Origin of the sequence: Desulfovibrio sp. JC010 (assembly GCF_010470675.1) — a bacterium.
Lineage (GTDB): Bacteria > Desulfobacterota > Desulfovibrionia > Desulfovibrionales > Desulfovibrionaceae > Maridesulfovibrio.
Genome location: NZ_VOIQ01000010.1, coordinates 156,406 through 173,561, shown reverse-complemented (window position 1 = coordinate 173,561; position 17,156 = coordinate 156,406). Strand labels below are relative to the sequence as shown.

The window sequence follows — 17,156 nt, the reverse complement described above, 5'->3', positions numbered from 1 at the left end:
GGAGATCATTCATGATGCAGGAACTTATCACCACCCTTGAAAAGCTCACCCCGGCTGAAGGGTACGGCAGCACCCATCTACCGGAAGTAGCTGTTTTCCGCGCCCAGAAGAATGTCCCGACCATGCCGATTATTTACGAGCAGACCATCTGCATTGCGGTTCAGGGACGCAAGATCACCCGCACTGCGGACCGGGTTCTGGAATACAACCCGGAACATTTCGTGGTCGTTCCGACCATCATGCCGTTCGAGTGCGAGACCATCTATACCGAAGAAGAGCCGTTCCTCGGTCTTGCCGTGGACATAGATTTTTCCGTGGTGCAGGAGATCATGGATATGCTCGGCGACAAGTTCAGCGAAGCCAGCATGTCCATGGAGCCGAGTCCGGGCATGTATCTGGAAAAATTCGACTCAAAAATGCAGGAATCCTGTTTGCGGTTGCTGCGAAGTCTTGAAAATGAAAGTGACGCTATGGTGCTGGGGCGCCAGATGATCCGCGAAATCTACTACCGCACCCTCATGAGCGAAAACGGACATATCCTTGCTTCCGCAGCAGGTGGCGAAAGCGCATACGCCAAAATAGCCAAGGCCATCCGCACCATTCATGACAATTACGCAGAGTCACTGGATGTCGCCCAGCTTGCCAAGACCGCCAGCATGAGTCCGCGCTCCTTCCAGCGTCATTTCAAAGCCGCCACAGACTGCACCCCCATCCAATACCTGAAGCGCATCCGCCTTGACCGCGCCCGGCACCTGCTGGTGCGCAAAGGCTTGCAGGCCAATGTAACCTCACACATGGTCGGCTATGAAAGTACATCCCAGTTCAGCCGTGAATTCAAAGGCTACTTCGGCTACCCGCCAAGGGATGCGCATAAGGCTGTAATTCCGGGCTTGGTACGTTAGGTCAATTTGATGCGCTATTTTACAAAGTGCTGCGGTCTGCAAATGCATCAAGGGTTGCGGCCGGAAGTTGCTCCACAGCCGCATCAATGCGTTTAATCATTACCTCCCGGTCATGGGGCAGGTTGCCGCTGACACTGACCAGATTATTCATATGCGAACCGTAAAAAAGGCAATCCTCTACTTCCAATTTGCGCAATAACTCACGTTCTTCTTCCAGCATTTCCCGCTCGGTGGGCGGGACGAACTTTCCTGCATTATGCAGTGTTTCAAGATTGCTGCCGGGGAAAATTCCCAAGGGAATTACCGAAATAAGTTTCGGGGCCGTAGCATTCAGTAACGCTGCGGTATCACTTGCGCTTTTCATACCCTCATTCAATCCACCCATGCCCAGCAGGATCAAGGCCATGTAGCTGATGCCCACTTCTTTCAGTTTACCCAGATTGGAATAAGCCTGTTCGGAATCATAGCCTTTATTCATAATTTTCAGGGCCGCGTCATTGCCAGACTCAAGCCCTACATAAAGATCATTTAACCGCAATTCCTTCAGCCTCTTAAGCTCATCCAAATTCTTGCCTTTCAGGTTGCGCACCGAAGAATAGGTAGAGATCGTTTCCATCTCCGGGAAGACTTCAATTATCCGGGTCAGGATCTGCTCCAACCTTTTCGCGGGTAGTGCAAAAGGGTCACCGTTGACCAGAAAAATACGGGGTAGCCGGGGATAAGTGCGCCGTAACTCCTGAAGATCCTCCTCAATATGCTCCATACTGCTGATTGAAAAATCCACATCTTTATACATGGTGCAAAAAGTACACTTATTATGGGAACACCCGGCAGTTATCTGCAATAGCGGGGTGCGCGCCTCAAGAGGATGTCTGTAAACCGGACCTGTATAATGCATGTCTGCTCCTAATCAATACGTTCAAGCTTGAAGACAACGGGACGCACGCCGTCATTGCAACAGGCAATCATTTCATTTTCTCGTTTCATCCAGCTGCCGTTAAAAATTTCACCGCCGCCAAGACAAAAAGCAAAAACGTAGCGGTCAATCGCCGCCCATGCCTCAGAGCAGAATCCATGCGGTTTATCCGGCATGGGACCGCGTACTACGAATTCCTGCCCTTCCCTAAGCATTTCGCAAGGCCCTACAGCGGGATGCTTGCAGAACTCACGGGCAAAATCTTCATTAAACATTCTTCGGATTACGGTAATTTTACACATAGACATGGTTAGTTCTCCTTGTTTTAAATATTCAACTTCGAGAAGTTTCGAATTACGTAAATAAAAATTATGGTGCCGCTACCGACACCACAAAGCACATCATTAATTGTCAGCCATGCAGAAGCCCAAAACTAACTGATAAAATCTTTCATCAATTCTACAGCCTCGGTATCCACCCAGAAAAGGACATTTTTGCCCTTGCGTTCCTTATGGATCAGTCCAGCCTGCCGCAACTCCTTGAAATGGTGCGACACGGTCGAAGGTGCCAGTTCAAGCAGAGTGGAAAATTCCCGCTGGCAATTGGCGTCTTCTTCCATGGTTTCCTCCACCGGGCCATCGGTATAATGCTCGATAAGGGCCTTATAAATGCGCAATCGATAAGGATTGGACAAAGCCTTGAACATTGCGGCCACATTTTTAAAGTCAGCTTCAGGTATATTCGTTTTGTACTTCGACATGTTTCGAACTATAATTATCAGAGTTTAAATGTCAACCTTTTTCCCCTTTGGCAGAAATGTGCATCTTTTCGGCAGCTATGTTCATTCAAAAATAATCTCGTCATGGTCATATTAAATTCAACGCTGAGGACGGAAAGCATCCGTCACAACTTGAATCCCAAAATATCCGAGGAATAAAACTATGACCATGACCCGCAGAAAAGCAATGAAAGTAATGGCCGCCGGAGCAGTGGCTGCATCCGTAACAGCTACCATGCAGCCCACATTCGCACTGGCTAAGCGCAATATTTTCGAACCCGTGACCATCGGCAACCTGAAGATCAAGAACCGCATCTTCAAGGCCGCCACATCCTACGATCTGTCCGACCACCACGGACGTCCCTCTCAGGACTGGATCGACACCTACGTGGAAGCAGCAGAAGGCGGCCCCGGCATGATGGTAACCGATGTGACCTACGTGGAATTTGACGACCGCCCCAGCCACGCGGACCTTTCCATCCACGACGACAGCCAGATTCCCGCATTCAAAAAAGCAGTGGACGCAATCCACAAGGCCGGATCAAAAGTCTGCATGCAACTCGGCTGGGCCGGGTCCATGACCATCACCGGATACCGCATCAAGGAACGTGAAGTCTGGGGTCCCTCCAAAGTGCAGCACCCGCTGACCAAGGTCACCCCGACCAAAGCCATCTCCAAGGAAGAGATAAAGCACGTGGTCAAGACCATGGCCGACGGAGCACTCCGGGCCAAGAAAGCAGGCTTTGATGCTATCGAACTGCACTTCTGCCACAACTTTATGCTCAGCCAGTTCCTTACTCCCTATTACAACAAAAGAACTGACGAGTACGGCGGCCCCATTGAGAACCGCGCCCGTCTGCACTTTGAAATCACCGAAGCCGTGCGCAAGGCTGTTGGCCCGGATTACCCGGTACTCGCCAAAATCCATGGCCGCGACTATCTGGAAAAAAACGGCATGACCATTGATGAAGGGTTGTTCTTTGCCAAGGGTCTGGAAAAGCGCGGCGTCACCGCCCTTGAAATCAGCGGTGGTAACCTCGTAAACGGCTTTGATACCATGCCATGGCGCGGCGATCTTGAAGACGAACCCCAGAACCAGACCTATTTTGCTGCGGATGCCCGAAAATATTCCAAAACCGTCAAGCTGCCGCTGATCCTCACCGGAGGCAACCGCCGCATGGAGATCATGGAAAAAGAACTGAACACCAATCCGCACATCGTGGCTTTTGGGCTCTGCCGGACTCTGCTTTCCGAGCCTGATCTGGTCAACAAATGGAAGGAAGCCCCTGAAACACATGCCCAGTGCGTGGCCTGCAACGAATGCATCGCCAACTACGGGCAGGGCCCCACTGTTTGTGTGTTGAATTAAGATGCTCCGGCGGCCCTTTCGGGGAACCCTGTCGGGGGCCGCCTCCAGCGGGGCCAAAGAACCCTTTTGGAAAAGGGTTCTTTGGACTCTCCTAAAACCTTTAATAGGCTTCGCCACCAATGGATATAACGAAATGAAAAATATGCTTAATTCATATGATCCCTGCAACGGGGAACTGGTCGGCAGTGTTGAGATCACCCCTGTTGAAAACATAAGCGATGTTGTTTCCACTGCCCGTTCTGCCTCCAAGGAGTGGGGAAGCAAATCCATCAACGAACGGGCCGAAATCGTCAGCCGCGCTTTTTCCGGCCTTGAACCGCATATCTCTGAACTTGCGGAACTGATCAGCCGGGAAATGGGCAAAGACCTGCGCCGCTCCGGGGGCGAAGCTTCCGGCACAATCTACGGCGGTTCCTACATTGCCGACTCCGTGAAAGCAGCCCTGCAAACACGCCGGGTCAGCAATGAAACCCGTGTGGAATACAAGCCGCTGGGAGTTGCGGCGGTAATCTCACCGTGGAACTATCCTCTGGCCATGGCCAACAACCTGATCGTTCCCGCTTTGGTGGCCGGAAACACGGTTGTGTTCAAGCCTTCGGAAGAAACCCCGCTGGTGGCAGGGCAGTACGTTGAAATTTTGAACCGCGTTCTGCCTGAAGGAGTGTTAAACATCATCTTCGGTACTGCCGAGCAGGGCAAGACTTTGGTTGAAAGTGATGTAAACATAATCGCCTTCACCGGATCAATGGCTGCGGGCAAGGACATCATGCGCCGCGCATCCGGAGGACTGAAACGGCTGCTCATGGAGCTTGGCGGCAATGATCCCATGATTGTGTTACATGATGCCAATATTGAATCCGCAGCACGTTTCGCAGTAGCCAGCAGCTTTGAAAATGCAGGCCAGATGTGTACCTCAACCGAGCGAATCTACGTGGATGAACGTATTGCCGATCCATTCGAAGCACGGGTAGTAGAAATTGCATCCGCATACCGGGTTGGGCCATGGAATGAACCGGGAGTCAATATCGGTCCTATTGTCAATGCGACTCAGCACGCTAAGATTGTCGAGCACATCAAGGATGCTGAAGACAAGGGAGCACGCATACTCCTCGGCGGATCAAATCAGCCGGAACGCTACATTAATCCCACTGTAATTTCCGGCATGACTCCTGATATGCTCATGGAGCAGGACGAGACCTTCGGCCCCGTTGTCGCCATCAGTCGATTCAGCGATGTAGAAGATGCCATTTCCCGTGCAAATGACAGCGACTATGGACTCGGTGCGGTGGTCTACGGAAAAGAGAATGCCGAAGCGGTAGCGGATTGCCTTGAGGCCGGAATGGTCGGTATCAATCAAGGTGTCGGCGGTATGGGCGATGCCCCGTGGGTCGGGGCCAAGATGAGCGGGTTCGGTTTTCACGGTTCAGCCGAAGGACACCGCATGTTCGCCCAGACTCGTGTTGTGAACAGTTAGCCTTCGGCGACCCTGCCGGGGACCTTAAACCCTTTTGGGAAAAGGGTTTAAGAATCCCAAAACTTTTTATTAGGGCTTCGCCACTGATAATTTCAAACCGTCATTTAATTTACTCAGAGGTAGAAAATGACCGAGATTTTAGAAAATTACACCGGATTTGAACAAGGCCCCATCCGCCCTCCCAGTGAGGCCGGGAGCTTGCTTCTCCGTGTTTCCCGCAATTGTCCGTGGAACAAATGTACTTTCTGCGCTATCTATAAGGGCCAAAAATTTTCCAAGCGACCTGTTGAACACATCATGCGCGACATTGATATTGTGCATGGTTATGTGGAAAAAATGCTTGAGCTTCAGGGATCATCCCCTTTCAGCCGCTTTGAGCAGCTCAAGAATCAGCCGGACTTTGATGCCCACGCCTTTCATGCTGCCTACAATTTCGTCAGCAACGGCATGAAATCCATCTTCCTGCAGGACGGCAACAGCTTTGTACTAAAACCTGATGAGCTGGTGCGCATTCTGGAGCATGTGCGCTTGCGCTTCCCGGATGTGGACCGAGTCACATCCTATGCCCGCTCAAAATCCATCGCCCGTATCAGTGACGAAGACCTGCTGCGTATTCGTAAGTCCGGGCTGAACCGTATTCATATCGGCATGGAATCCGGTTCCGATGCGGTGCTGAAAAAGGTCAAAAAGGGAGTGGACAAGGAAACCCAGATCATTGCCGGGCAGAAGGTAAAACTCTCGGGCATGCAGCTTTCCGAATACTGGATGCCCGGGCTTGGCGGGCGCAGTCTTTCCCGTGAGAATGCATTGGAAACAGCCGACGCCCTCAACCAGATCAATCCCGACTTCATCCGTCTACGCACTCTGGCCCTGCCTTTTGGTGCTCCTATTACTGAAGAATATAAGGCCGGAGAATTCGATAAAATGGGCGAGGTGGAAACAGCACAGGAACTGCTGCTTATGCTCGAAGCACTGGACGGCATCAGTTCCACAATCCGCAGTGACCATGTGCTCAATCTCTTTCAGGAAGTGGACGGTAACATACCGGAAGACAAAGAAAAAATAATGACACCCATCAAAGACTATCTGGCTCTTCCGGCTGAAGAACAGATGCTCTTTTCCATCGGTCGCCGCACTCGACGTTTTGCACGCTTCACGGACCTGCAAAATCCTGAACTGCGCAGCAACGCACAAAGGATGTGCGCTCAACTGGGAGCTACGGCTGAAAATATGGATGAAATTGTGGAACGGATTACGAAGCAGTTTATATAGGCAAGAATCAGTTCATAACATCCGGCACTTACTGAAAGGTAGTGCCGGATGTTATTTACAAAGAACAGATTTCTGCTGACTGCCATACTTTGGGAATCAGATTTGATCACCGGAAACTAACTGCGGTCGGTAAACACCGGACGGATGGGCCTTGGTTCTTTTTCCCTTAACTATTACCCGGACATACCCATCTCCATTTTTCGAAGGATACAGCGCCGAGCATTGTTTGCCGTTTTTAGCCCACATGCCGGACCATTCTGAACAATACAATCCTTCATCAGTAACATACCAGATCCCGGTATCCAGTTCTTCACCCCAATCGCCCCATGCCTTGCCTTTCAGGGTTCCATCCGGGGCTTGGTACATCATGTAATGGTACTTTGCTAACGACTCTTCCATTGTTTTATCTTTCAGGAGAGTTACGATTTCTAATTTAGTCAGTGGCTGAATCCCCTTGTCTGCCATGGTTCGTACAAGTTTATCAGCATCCGAACCATAACCAACGGCAGGCAACAAACCAAGAACAAGCACCGACACGAACAGCAACATAAATTTAAATTTCATTTTTACTCCTCAAATTTAATTGCAATAACACAGAGCTAAAATATTCGCCGTAATACAGGCATATTCTTCATAATATTTGCAGTTATCCACGACAAAACCAGCCCGACGACAAATGAAATCGTGAACTTGCTAAAAACCGAGAACTGATAAGGAATCAGAAAATAAGCAGTCCAGAAAACAAAATACATATGCACGTAGTAAATGGCGTATGAACAGCCTGCGAAATTTTTCCAGACTCTGGTCTCTCTGTTGAGCAGTTTTTGAAAAATTGCGATCAAGGACATGGTCGTGCTAAGACAGAACAGGTTGAACAGGCAGGCATATCCACCTTTCAAAAGCGGGGTTGTCTGGGTCTCCAACGGTATCGCCAAACGATAATTGATAAAACAATATGCGCTTACCAAAGCCAAGACAGTCCAGCTGATAGCGCGGGGACTATAACCTTGCGGGGTGAACCAACCTTGTTTTTCTGCATAGATACCCAGCGCAAAGTAGGAAAAAAGGCCGATAATCTTAACAGGCTGGAAGCTGAGCACATATGTTTTGTTAAACCAGTAGTCGGGAGAAAAAAACAGGCTCATGAACAGGAAGGCTGCGCTGGTAAAAACGAGAAATCCGATAAAAAGCAACAGAGACGGCTTTACTGCTTGGTTTTCTTTCTGCACCAGCTCCGGCTTGATTTTAGCTGCCAGCAAAGCAAGCAAAAAGAAGAGGAGTAGAATCCCCAGAAACCAATACTGGACCTGCTGGTACATCTTTCCCCAGAAATCATTCATCCAGAATTGCCCTAACGAAACAGGCACATTGCGTGTGAAATAAGTCATGTATGCTATGGGTGGTCCCAGAAGCAAAACTCCGGCAACCCACGGCACGGTAATTCTGATCTGCTTATCTTTCCAGAAATGAGCCGCACCTTTGCTGCGAAGCGAGGTGTAAGCAAAATATCCGGCACAGAAAAACATTACCGGCATAATAAAAACATCAGTCAAAAGTACCATCACAGTGAATACAAAACTGCGCTGCGGATCAAGGACATACCACCAGTTCGGTGCGTATGCCATGTAGCATAAGGCCGCATGGAACATGACCACCAGCCCGATTATAAACGCGCGCAAATTATCAATAAAGTACAACCTGTTGCCACCACCCATAACTAAACCTCCTAAAAGAAATTCATGACTAAATTATGTATACCAGTCGGTATAGTTGCTAATCAAAAAAATACGCAGCCACCAAGTGACCGCGTGTTATGGATCAGCTCCCGATTCCGTATAAAAAATTCTTAACTATAAAATCGACCTTTGTATCTGAAAGGTCTGTAATTTCATTCAGATACAAAGCTATATACTGATGCACAATGCCGATAAAGGTTATTGCGTGGCCCATGCAGATATTATCCGTAATCTGATCATTATCCTTTAAAGCTTCAGCAAACAGTCCCTGCATAATCAAATAGGGAGCTGTAGCCACCTTTTCAATAATTCGTACCGGATCTCCATCCTTAGGCCCGAAAACCATGGCCAACTGCATTCGGTAAAAGTCTTTGTTTTCCTCGGCAAAATTGAAAAATGCTTTTGCAACTTTGGTCAGGCTTTGCTCAAGGTCATCTTCATACCGGGCCGCTGCGGAAATATCGCGCACCAATTCCTGATAGTAGCGATCAAGAAGGACTTCCAAGAGGCCTTTCTTACTGCCGAAATAATGATACAAAGTAGGCTTTGTGACCCCAGCCTGCTTGACGATTTCCTGCACCCCGGTTGCTTCATAACCCTTTGATCCAAAGAGCTTCAACGCGCATGCAAGTATCTTTTCTTTATTGTCCATGTCGCTCGTATACCGATCGGTACAGAGGTTGTCAACATGGCAATAAAATCTAAAATTCCGCCCAGATTATTAGCCTGAGCGGAAACTTCTGTACAATAGCAGCCTACAGCTTTTCCAGTTCATCCAGCAGCTGGATTACTTTCAGGGATTCGGCAGCACCGGTAGTGCCGCGCATACTGATCACAACCTGAATTGTTTCCAGAATTTCTTCTTTAGTGGCCCCCAGCTCAATGGCTCCGGTAGCCTGACCGAGCGTGCAGTTTTCACAACCCACAGCAAGGCCGATCCCCAGAGCCATCAGCCGTTTGGTTTTTGAGTCGATGGCACCGTCTTTATAGGCAATTTCCACCATTTCGATCACATTTTTTCCCGCTTCCGGCATTGTTTCCAGAAATTTACCAAGGTTCTCTTTGCGTTTTTCGTTTTTTTCAATCTGACTTTCACTCATTGAATTTTCTCTATTTTTAAACCGATCGTTCTGTAATTGTTCAAAAAAAATGGTCACACTTAAAGACATTGTCACGACTCAAGTGTTCCCATTACCAGTTCCACAATCTTCCGCGCCCTGTCTTCGTCTTTACTCAACTCCGCAGAGACAAGCATGCCACGAATATTATTCAACAAAAAATCCGTCAGCAACGCAGGGTCCTTACCTTTGGGCAACTCTCCATTGTCAATGGCAGCCTGGAGACAATCCCAAAATGCTTGCTTGAACACTTTTTCATGGACAGCAAGCCGTTCCACAGCATTGCTTTCGAGCAAATTAATCCCGACAGTTGCTTTCAGGGTCAGGCAACTCTTGTAATCTTCAGAACAGGTGTACTGAATCCGCTCTGCAAAAAAGGCCCGGATATTCTCAAGCCCAAGCGGTTCGCGTTTCAGGATTTTGCCCAGCTTCTGCCATGCGGTAGCGGCATAATGGTCAAGGCAGGCAGCAAAAAGCCCGGCTTTGCTGCCGAACTCTTTGTACATGCTGTGTTTGTTCAGTCCCGTTGCTGCCACCAGATCAGCCAGAGAGGCGGCATTGTAGCCTTTTCTCCAGAATATTTCCGTTGCCGCATCAAGGACTTTTTCCCGGTCATATGCCTTTGGTCTTGCCATATGCTTTCTTATAAACCGATCGGTCTGAAACTGTCAACGTGGTTTGCGAACATACTTTCGCTACCCGGAAAACTTTCCTGCAAGGCAGGATTCAACCATTCGCACCAGCAGCCCGGATACTTCCTGCTTACTCAAAGGCAGCGAAGATGAAATCATACCATGTCCATCAACTGACATAATCAGCACAGACGCAGCCTTGATTGCGCAGTCACGATCTTTGGCGAAGGGGGCCAGCATTTCTGCATAATCTTTCACGTAATGCTGATAAAAGCCGTGCAGCTGGTTTTTGATTTCCTCATTGCGATCCGCGATTCCCCAGAGTTCGCGGATAACTTTCCCGATTTCGGAATCACCGTAATTAACTCCGTAATCCACCAGAAAACGGATTATCTCATCCTTGCCCTGCGGATTCTGCGCTGCAAGTTCCTGCTGATAATGCTCGGCGCATTGTCCGAAATAAACATCACCCAAACCGATCAGCAAGGCGGTTTTGTTCTTGAAGTAATATTGCAGATTCCCCAAAGCCATGCCCGCTTTGGCAGCGACCTTACGCATGGATAAACCCTGCTCCCCATGGTCACGGAGAATTTCAAGGGTGCTCTCAATAATCAGCGCGACTTTGGGACTCACTTTTTTGGGACTGCATTCTGACAAAACTTGCTCCTTTGGCTTGAAAACACTGGGCCTAAACTTGGCCGCTCATACCTTCGCTGTCAAGTTCAGGAAATTGTAACCTGAAAATTTTGCGCTTGGGGATTGACAATCTAGTACACCAGACCTAAATACAATCTTAGTACAAATGACCTAGTCAACTGTACTAAAAAATTAATCCAAACAAAACCTCAAAACAGGAGCAAGTCATGAAAGTCCTCAGCATACTGGGCAGCCCCAGAAAAAAAGGAACCAGCAGCCGTATCGCAAAATCTTTCACCACTGTGGCCGAGCAGAACGGAGCTGAAGTGCAGGAATTTTATCTGAACGGCATGAATTACAAAGGGTGTCAGGGCTGTGAAAAATGCCACTCCAAAGACGATAAGTGCATTCTCAAGGATGATTTGACCCCGGTGCTGGACGGTATGCGCGAAGCTGACATCATCGTCTATTCCACACCCGTTTACTATCTGGATGTCTCCGGCCAGTTCAAAACATTTCTGGACCGCACGTGGTCCCACATTGATTACCAGCCCGAAAAGACAAATCCCTATATTTCACGCCTTCCAGAAGGAAAAACTGTCATATTTGTTGTGACTCAGGCTGACGTAGAGGAAAACCAGCGCGATGTTGTGGAGCGGCAACAGCTTTTGGCCGATCTTTACGGCTATGATTTTAAGGTTATCCGTGCCGCCGGACTTTCCATGGGCAGCCCGGATGAGGATGTCTCCACTTTTGAGGCTGAAGCAACCAAACTTGCTCAGGAACTTATTCCCATAAACAGCTAAGCAGGAATTCATGAACCGAAAAAACTCATTGCAGCACGAGGTCCGGACCTGTCCGGGCCTTATCTTTGATACACTCAAAATGTTGCCATTGTGATTTCTCTCAGGCCTTCTTTGTGTCGCATTTGAACATTTTTATGCCGCATACGCCACTTATGAAAAGTAATGCAACATGTAAAATTTCAAAAATGAATTGGGCAAGACAACAAGAACAATGTGCAAAAGGGAGTGGATAATGAACGATCTGAACAACAAAAAATTGCAGGCTGAAAATGAAATGGACGAAGTGATCAAAAAAAGGATCTACGGCAACGGTGCCACAGAAATGACTGAAGAATTGCGCCGGAAAATGATTGAAATCCTCGGGCAGTGCAAGGACATGGTCATCTGCACCACCCGCGAAGACGGCTGGCCGCAGGCAAATACCGTAGGCTTTGTCAGCATGGAAGAGCACATCTATTTCGAGACCTTTACAAAGTCATCCAAGGCACTCAACATCGCCCGTGATAACCGTATTTCCATAGCCATTTCACCTTTCTATGAAAACGTCGCCAACGGTTGCGGTATTTCGCTGGCAGGTTACGCAGAGCCGGTCACAGACGAGGAGACTGCGAAGGAATGCACCCGCTTGCTGCTCGAAAAAATGCCTGAACTGGCGGATATTACTTACAATGACGGCGATCCGGTCTTTCCTGATCCCAACATCACCAAATACCGCATCATTCCCACCGTGATTTCCATTCTTGATTTCGAAAAAGGATTCGGACACGCAGACCTGGTTGTGACGGGGGAATAAAACATGACTGAACTGAGCACAAAAAGAGATTTCAAGGCCGAAATGACCGAAATCATGGCCAACTGGAACCCTACAGGCGAACCCGCCAAGTTGAGCGACGAAATTCGCGCTCTCATACTCGACATGTTTGCCCGCCAAAGCGAAATATCCCTCGCCACTGTGCGGGCCGACGGCTGGCCGCAAGCCAACGTAGTTGATATCTGGAATCTCGGCCTGACCCTGTATTTCCAGACCCACGAAGCCGCTTCCAAGGCACAAAACATTGAACGGGACCCGCGCATATCATTCACGCTCACGCCCTCCTTTGACCACGACTTTGGAAGGATGCAGGGCATCACCATGGCCGCCCGCGCTGAAAAGGTCACCTGCAAAGCGGAAATCGGAGACCTCTACCACCAGTTTCTTACCCGGCTTCCCCATATGAAACAGTTCGCCAAGTACGAAGGCGACACCGCCTATCCCGGAGAGGGAATGGCCGTGTATCGCATCCGCCCTGAAATGGGCTGCGTTCTGGACTTTACCAAGGGTTATGGTCACTGGGATTATGTCCGATTTGATGCTGACGATTTTCAGGAATGGCAAGAAAGACAGACTCAGTGGGCAGATAAATAAAAACTTTGTGCAAAACTCAGGTCCGACCGGATTAAATTCGGTCGGACCTCAAAAAACAATTAATATATTTAACAAGTCTGGTTGTATTTCCGCCTGTACAGGTTCGGGGTAAGCCCGGTACTTTTCTTGAAAACCCTGCTGAATGTACTGCTGTCCTCATATCCAACCAGATAGGTGATTTCATCAAAGGTTTTTCCGCCCAGTTCAAGAAACCGTTTGGCCTTTTCCACTCTGATCCGCTGAATGCACCGTCTGGGGGAATCCCCGGTAATATCCTTGAACCGCCTCTCGAATGTCCGGCGTGACATGCCGACTTTTTCCGCAAGCTGCTCCACTGTGACATCTTCACTGAAGTTATCTTCAAGCCAGAACTGGATGTCCAATATCTGCTTATCTCCATGGGATTTATCAAAGCGGAATGTCGAATACGGGGACTGTGAAATCCTGTCCGCATCCATGAGCATGACCCGTGCGGTCTGATGCGCCACCTCCCAGCTTACGTATTTTGCTATGAGGTAAAGGGAAAGATCGCCCCCGGCATTGGCCCCACCCGTGCAAAACATATTTCCTTCATCAGTGATGATTTTATCCGGTTTCAAACGCACCGCCGGGAATTCCTTGCGAAAACGATTCACATAGCCCCAATGGGTCGTTGCGGTCTTGCCGTCAAGTAATCCGGTCTTTGCCAGCAAAAACGCACCAAGGCAGATGCTGGCAATATGCGCCCCCCGTGCGTGAGCCGTCATAATCCATTCAACCTCTTCCGGCCGCAATGCTTCCGATGCGTCCGAGGGTGGAATAAGGATGGTCTCGCTGTCCTTCACGTCTTGAATGGAGCCGTCCGGCTTGAGTTCAAGACCATCATAAGTCTGCACCGGATTGCCGTCGATGCTGACCGTCTTGACCTCGAATAGTGGCTCAGGTTCCCTGTCGTTTAAAATATTCCAATATACCCCGGCCCCCTTGAATGCATCCAGAGGGATTGCCAGAGATGAAAGCATAAACCTGTGCGGCATCAAAATAGTTATTTTCCTCATCGCGTTTTCCTCATGACGCATTAGAACATTTTTATGTCGTATACGCCACTTTTCTTTTTGATCGCAAATGGGGATTCTAATTACATCAAACGCAACCACCCTAACCCGGATAAAGGAGAAAACTATGACCACCCACACTGCTTCCCATTTCATGGAACAAGGCTTTTCCTGATCTGAATCAGTATTGCTGGCCGTGAGCCAGAAAATCGACATTGAAAGCGACATTATTCCGGGCGTAGCCACAGGCTTAAGTGGCGGCATGGGCCTTACCGGGACCGTATGCGGTGCCGTCTCCGGTGCTGTAATGTCAATCGGCCTTGTACAAGGCCCTGCTGAAAACAAACAGATATGGTATCAAAATATGACCGTGATTCAGGAGTTCCGCCGTCGATTCGAGGCGGAAATGAAAACCATCCAGTGTCGCGAACTGATTGGTGTGGATTTGACTGATCCAGAGCTTTTCGCAGAATATATAGAATCGGAGACCCCAAAAACCGTATGCGTTCCGGCTGTAGATACGGCCTATCGCATTGTACTGGAATTGCTTGATTTAGATTCCTGAACACAACTATTAATAAAGCAGAACCTGTCCATCCAATAGATCAAGCAGGTTCTGCTCTCATCAAGACAAGAGCAAGGAAATGACAAGCACATTTAAACGCCCCAAAGTAATCACCATCAACCCCATTACCGGATGTGACAAACACAGCCCCGGCTGCAAGAACTGCTATGCCCTGCGCATGATTCCCAGACTGCAAAGTTTCGGAAACCCAAAATATAAAAACGGAGCAAAGATCACCTGTCATCCGGGTGTTATGGAAGCGGTGCTCAAAAGAAAAAAGCCGACCTTCTACTTTGTAAACAGCATGTCGGACACCTTCCACAAGGATGTTCCGGTTGAATTCCTGCGCGAAATTTTCACCATCATGAATCAGGCTCCGCAGCACACTTTTCATTTCCTGACCAAACGGTCCACCCGGCTTGCCGAGCTGGCCCACGAATTCAACTATACCCCGAACATCATGCCCGGAGTAACCGTTGAGGCCAACCAATACCTCTACCGCATTGAAAACCTAAAAAAGGTTCCCGCAACAGCACGGGCAGTGACATTTGAACCGCTACTTGACGGCTTGCCGGACCTTATCCCCCAAATGCTGGAGGACATAGACTGGGTTGTTGCCGGAGGTGAATCCGGGAGCGGCGCAAGAGAAATGAAACCGGAATGGGCAAGAAAACTCCGCGACACATGCAAAACTGCCGGGGTCCTCTTCTGGCTGAAACAGATGGGCAGCTATGGCCGTAAACCAAATAAGGGTGGCAATCTGCTGGATGGTAAGGTTAATGAGGAATGGCCCTTAAATATTATAACCGATGGATAAATATATTTTTAATCGTGACGATTAAAGCTGAGCAGTCCTTAAGTCCCATCAATCAAAACACGTTGAACCGAAGGTGAATAAGTCACCCTCAGCCCAAGGCTGGGCAGGACGTAAGGTACACCGCTTTGAAAAAGTGGGACTACCTTACCTGTCCTGCCTTATGGCACCATGAGAAAGTTTGCCATTTTTTGGTATTTTGGGTGCAGTTTTGGAAAAATAGCAAATAATCTCGCACAATAAAGAATAATGGCAAAGAAAATCAATCTGAATCAAACTAAATCAAAATTTCTCAAAAAATATCATCCAGTATCAAAAAATATCATGATTCAGGCTTTACTGTTCAATGTATGGCGATAATAAGCTTCGCCGCAAACGGACGCTCGCTCATATTTTGAGTACTACATTTTTACCTTGAAATTTTACCATTAGGTGGTAAATATTTCACCATGTACTTACGAAATATCACTCAAGAACTTGTTGAGGCACTGGAAGATTCCCCCGTTCTTTTTCTGCGCGGGGCCAGACAGGTGGGTAAAAGCACTTTGGTCAAAAATCTTCTCTCTGATGCCTATAAAGCCAAGTATGTCACTCTCGACAATGCCACATCTCTGGCCTTGGCTGCCGATGATCCAACGGCTTTTATTGCCGGACAGCCGAAGCCGCTTATTATTGATGAGGTGCAGCGTGTCCCGGAATTGTTGCTGGCAATCAAAGAGGCAGTGGATAATGACAGAAAGCCGGGGCAATTTCTTCTGACAGGTTCTGCAAATCTGCTGACTTTGCCACTTGTAAGCGATTCACTTGCCGGACGCATGGAGATACAGACTCTCTGGCCTCTAGCCCAAGTCGAGATCCATAGGCACAAGGCAGATTTTGTGGAGACATTGTTCAACAAAGATTTCATACGTGAATACGAAACGAACGAATACGATCTTCCCGAAATGATTGTCACGGGCGGCTATCCTGAAGTCATGGCTCGCAAATCGCTAAAGCGGCGGGATGCATGGTTTGAGTCATACCTGACATCCATCATTGAGCGGGATATACGCGACATCGCCCGTATTCAGGAAACAGCCGTCATGCTTAAGCTTGTGCGGCTGCTCGCAACACGTACAGCCAATCAGCTCAATTTGTCGGAACTATCTCGAACCATGCAGATTCCCAATGCGACACTTCGCCGCTACATGGACCTGCTTGAAAAAGTATTCCTGATCCATTTTCTTCCGGCATGGGGACCGAATCTAGGTAAACGTCTGGTCAAATCTCCCAAGCTTTACTTGGTGGACTGCGGGCTTGCGGCTCACCTCATGGGCGCAGACGCTGATCGACTGAAGAACACACCCGAACTCGCCGGGCAGCTCGTTGAAACTTTTGTGGTCAATGAAGTGCTCAAACACCTGACATGGAGCAATGTTTCAGCCACTCCGTATCACTTCCGCACCCATGCCGGACTTGAAGTGGATATGGTTCTGGAAAAAACTTCCGGCGAAATAGCTTGCATAGAAATTAAACAATCCGCCCAAGTAGCCCCTAAACATTTCCGGGGATTAAAAACATTGAAAGAAGATCTTGGCGATAAGTTCAAAGCTGGTGTTGTTTTATATGGCGGCAAAGATATTGTACCGTTCGGAGAGGACTTGTTTGCTGTCCCCATAAGTATGCTTTGGAGATAGAATTATGTACCCAGCTCCCTGAT

Annotated in this window: 20 protein-coding genes; 10 read left to right on the top strand and 10 right to left on the bottom strand. The window is 48.6% G+C overall.

Going from position 1 to position 17,156, the window contains the following annotated elements; translation table 11 throughout:
• Positions 1-11 precede the first annotated feature (11 nt).
• A complete protein-coding gene (locus tag FMR86_RS12930) occupies positions 12-902 on the top strand; it encodes an AraC family transcriptional regulator (RefSeq protein WP_163351824.1) in 891 nt (296 codons plus the stop codon).
• A 19-nt stretch (positions 903-921) separates the two neighbouring features.
• Here FMR86_RS12930 and FMR86_RS12925 read toward each other — a convergent pair whose 3' ends face one another.
• The 3 genes from FMR86_RS12925 to FMR86_RS12915 all read right to left on the bottom strand — a co-directional run bounded on the left by FMR86_RS12925 (position 922) and on the right by FMR86_RS12915 (position 2,578).
• Positions 922-1,800 (bottom strand): radical SAM protein, encoded by an 879-nt coding sequence (locus tag FMR86_RS12925; protein ID WP_163351823.1) that lies wholly within the window; start codon positions 1,798-1,800, stop codon positions 922-924.
• Positions 1,801-1,808: 8 nt separating this feature from the next.
• A complete protein-coding gene (locus tag FMR86_RS12920) occupies positions 1,809-2,126 on the bottom strand; it encodes a TIGR04076 family protein (RefSeq protein WP_163351822.1) in 318 nt (105 codons plus the stop codon).
• 125 nt (positions 2,127-2,251) lie between these two features.
• Entirely contained in the window at positions 2,252-2,578 is a 327-nt protein-coding gene (locus FMR86_RS12915; protein WP_163351821.1) for a helix-turn-helix transcriptional regulator, read from the bottom strand.
• Between the two features lie 187 nt (positions 2,579-2,765).
• On the opposite strand from FMR86_RS12915, the gene FMR86_RS12910 reads away from it, so the two are divergent.
• The 3 genes from FMR86_RS12910 to FMR86_RS12900 all read left to right on the top strand — a co-directional run bounded on the left by FMR86_RS12910 (position 2,766) and on the right by FMR86_RS12900 (position 6,711).
• A complete protein-coding gene (locus FMR86_RS12910) occupies positions 2,766-3,965 on the top strand; it encodes an NADH:flavin oxidoreductase (RefSeq protein WP_163351820.1) in 1,200 nt (399 codons plus the stop codon).
• Positions 3,966-4,098: 133 nt separating this feature from the next.
• On the top strand, positions 4,099-5,439 hold the full coding sequence (locus tag FMR86_RS12905) for an aldehyde dehydrogenase (protein ID WP_163351819.1): 1,341 nt from the start codon (positions 4,099-4,101) through the stop codon (positions 5,437-5,439).
• A 126-nt stretch (positions 5,440-5,565) separates the two neighbouring features.
• Positions 5,566-6,711, top strand: coding sequence for a radical SAM protein (locus FMR86_RS12900; protein ID WP_163351818.1), 1,146 nt, complete (start codon positions 5,566-5,568; stop codon positions 6,709-6,711).
• A 96-nt stretch (positions 6,712-6,807) separates the two neighbouring features.
• Here the strand turns inward: FMR86_RS12900 and FMR86_RS12895 are convergent, their stop codons facing one another.
• The 6 genes from FMR86_RS12895 to FMR86_RS12870 form a co-directional block, all read right to left on the bottom strand.
• Complete coding sequence (locus FMR86_RS12895; protein ID WP_163351817.1) at positions 6,808-7,275, bottom strand: hypothetical protein; 468 nt, start codon at positions 7,273-7,275, stop codon at positions 6,808-6,810.
• A gap of 35 nt (positions 7,276-7,310) precedes the next feature.
• Positions 7,311-8,426 carry an acyltransferase family protein gene (locus FMR86_RS12890; RefSeq protein ID WP_163351816.1) on the bottom strand — a complete coding sequence of 372 codons (1,116 nt, stop codon included), beginning with the start codon at positions 8,424-8,426 and terminating at the stop codon, positions 7,311-7,313.
• Between the two features lie 103 nt (positions 8,427-8,529).
• The gene (locus tag FMR86_RS12885) at positions 8,530-9,099 is read right to left on the bottom strand and encodes a TetR/AcrR family transcriptional regulator (protein WP_163351815.1); all 570 of its coding nucleotides are present in this window, start codon (positions 9,097-9,099) and stop codon (positions 8,530-8,532) included.
• Positions 9,100-9,202: 103 nt separating this feature from the next.
• A complete protein-coding gene (locus FMR86_RS12880) occupies positions 9,203-9,547 on the bottom strand; it encodes a carboxymuconolactone decarboxylase family protein (protein ID WP_163351814.1) in 345 nt (114 codons plus the stop codon).
• A gap of 71 nt (positions 9,548-9,618) precedes the next feature.
• A complete protein-coding gene (locus FMR86_RS12875) occupies positions 9,619-10,200 on the bottom strand; it encodes a TetR/AcrR family transcriptional regulator (protein WP_163351813.1) in 582 nt (193 codons plus the stop codon).
• Between the two features lie 60 nt (positions 10,201-10,260).
• The gene (locus FMR86_RS12870) at positions 10,261-10,854 is read right to left on the bottom strand and encodes a TetR/AcrR family transcriptional regulator (RefSeq protein ID WP_163351812.1); all 594 of its coding nucleotides are present in this window, start codon (positions 10,852-10,854) and stop codon (positions 10,261-10,263) included.
• Positions 10,855-11,060: 206 nt separating this feature from the next.
• Between FMR86_RS12870 and FMR86_RS12865 the strand changes: the two genes are divergently transcribed.
• The 3 genes from FMR86_RS12865 to FMR86_RS12855 all read left to right on the top strand — a co-directional run bounded on the left by FMR86_RS12865 (position 11,061) and on the right by FMR86_RS12855 (position 13,044).
• Positions 11,061-11,639: a flavodoxin family protein gene (locus FMR86_RS12865; RefSeq protein WP_163351811.1), complete on the top strand. Its 579-nt coding sequence runs from the start codon at positions 11,061-11,063 to the stop codon at positions 11,637-11,639.
• Between the two features lie 232 nt (positions 11,640-11,871).
• On the top strand, positions 11,872-12,432 hold the full coding sequence (locus FMR86_RS12860; RefSeq protein ID WP_163351810.1) for a pyridoxamine 5'-phosphate oxidase family protein: 561 nt from the start codon (positions 11,872-11,874) through the stop codon (positions 12,430-12,432).
• A 3-nt stretch (positions 12,433-12,435) separates the two neighbouring features.
• Positions 12,436-13,044 carry a pyridoxamine 5'-phosphate oxidase family protein gene (locus tag FMR86_RS12855; protein WP_163351809.1) on the top strand — a complete coding sequence of 203 codons (609 nt, stop codon included), beginning with the start codon at positions 12,436-12,438 and terminating at the stop codon, positions 13,042-13,044.
• A gap of 68 nt (positions 13,045-13,112) precedes the next feature.
• Here the strand turns inward: FMR86_RS12855 and FMR86_RS12850 are convergent, their stop codons facing one another.
• Positions 13,113-14,081: a GlxA family transcriptional regulator gene (locus FMR86_RS12850; RefSeq protein WP_163351808.1), complete on the bottom strand. Its 969-nt coding sequence runs from the start codon at positions 14,079-14,081 to the stop codon at positions 13,113-13,115.
• Between the two features lie 184 nt (positions 14,082-14,265).
• Here FMR86_RS12850 and FMR86_RS12845 point away from each other — a divergent pair, with 184 nt between their 5' ends.
• From FMR86_RS12845 to FMR86_RS12835, 3 genes are all read left to right on the top strand, one after another.
• Positions 14,266-14,643 carry a C-GCAxxG-C-C family protein gene (locus FMR86_RS12845; RefSeq protein ID WP_239057233.1) on the top strand — a complete coding sequence of 126 codons (378 nt, stop codon included), beginning with the start codon at positions 14,266-14,268 and terminating at the stop codon, positions 14,641-14,643.
• A gap of 79 nt (positions 14,644-14,722) precedes the next feature.
• The gene (locus FMR86_RS12840) at positions 14,723-15,460 is read left to right on the top strand and encodes a DUF5131 family protein (RefSeq protein WP_163351806.1); all 738 of its coding nucleotides are present in this window, start codon (positions 14,723-14,725) and stop codon (positions 15,458-15,460) included.
• A gap of 446 nt (positions 15,461-15,906) precedes the next feature.
• Positions 15,907-17,133 (top strand): ATP-binding protein, encoded by a 1,227-nt coding sequence (locus tag FMR86_RS12835; protein ID WP_163351805.1) that lies wholly within the window; start codon positions 15,907-15,909, stop codon positions 17,131-17,133.
• Positions 17,134-17,156 lie beyond the last annotated feature (23 nt).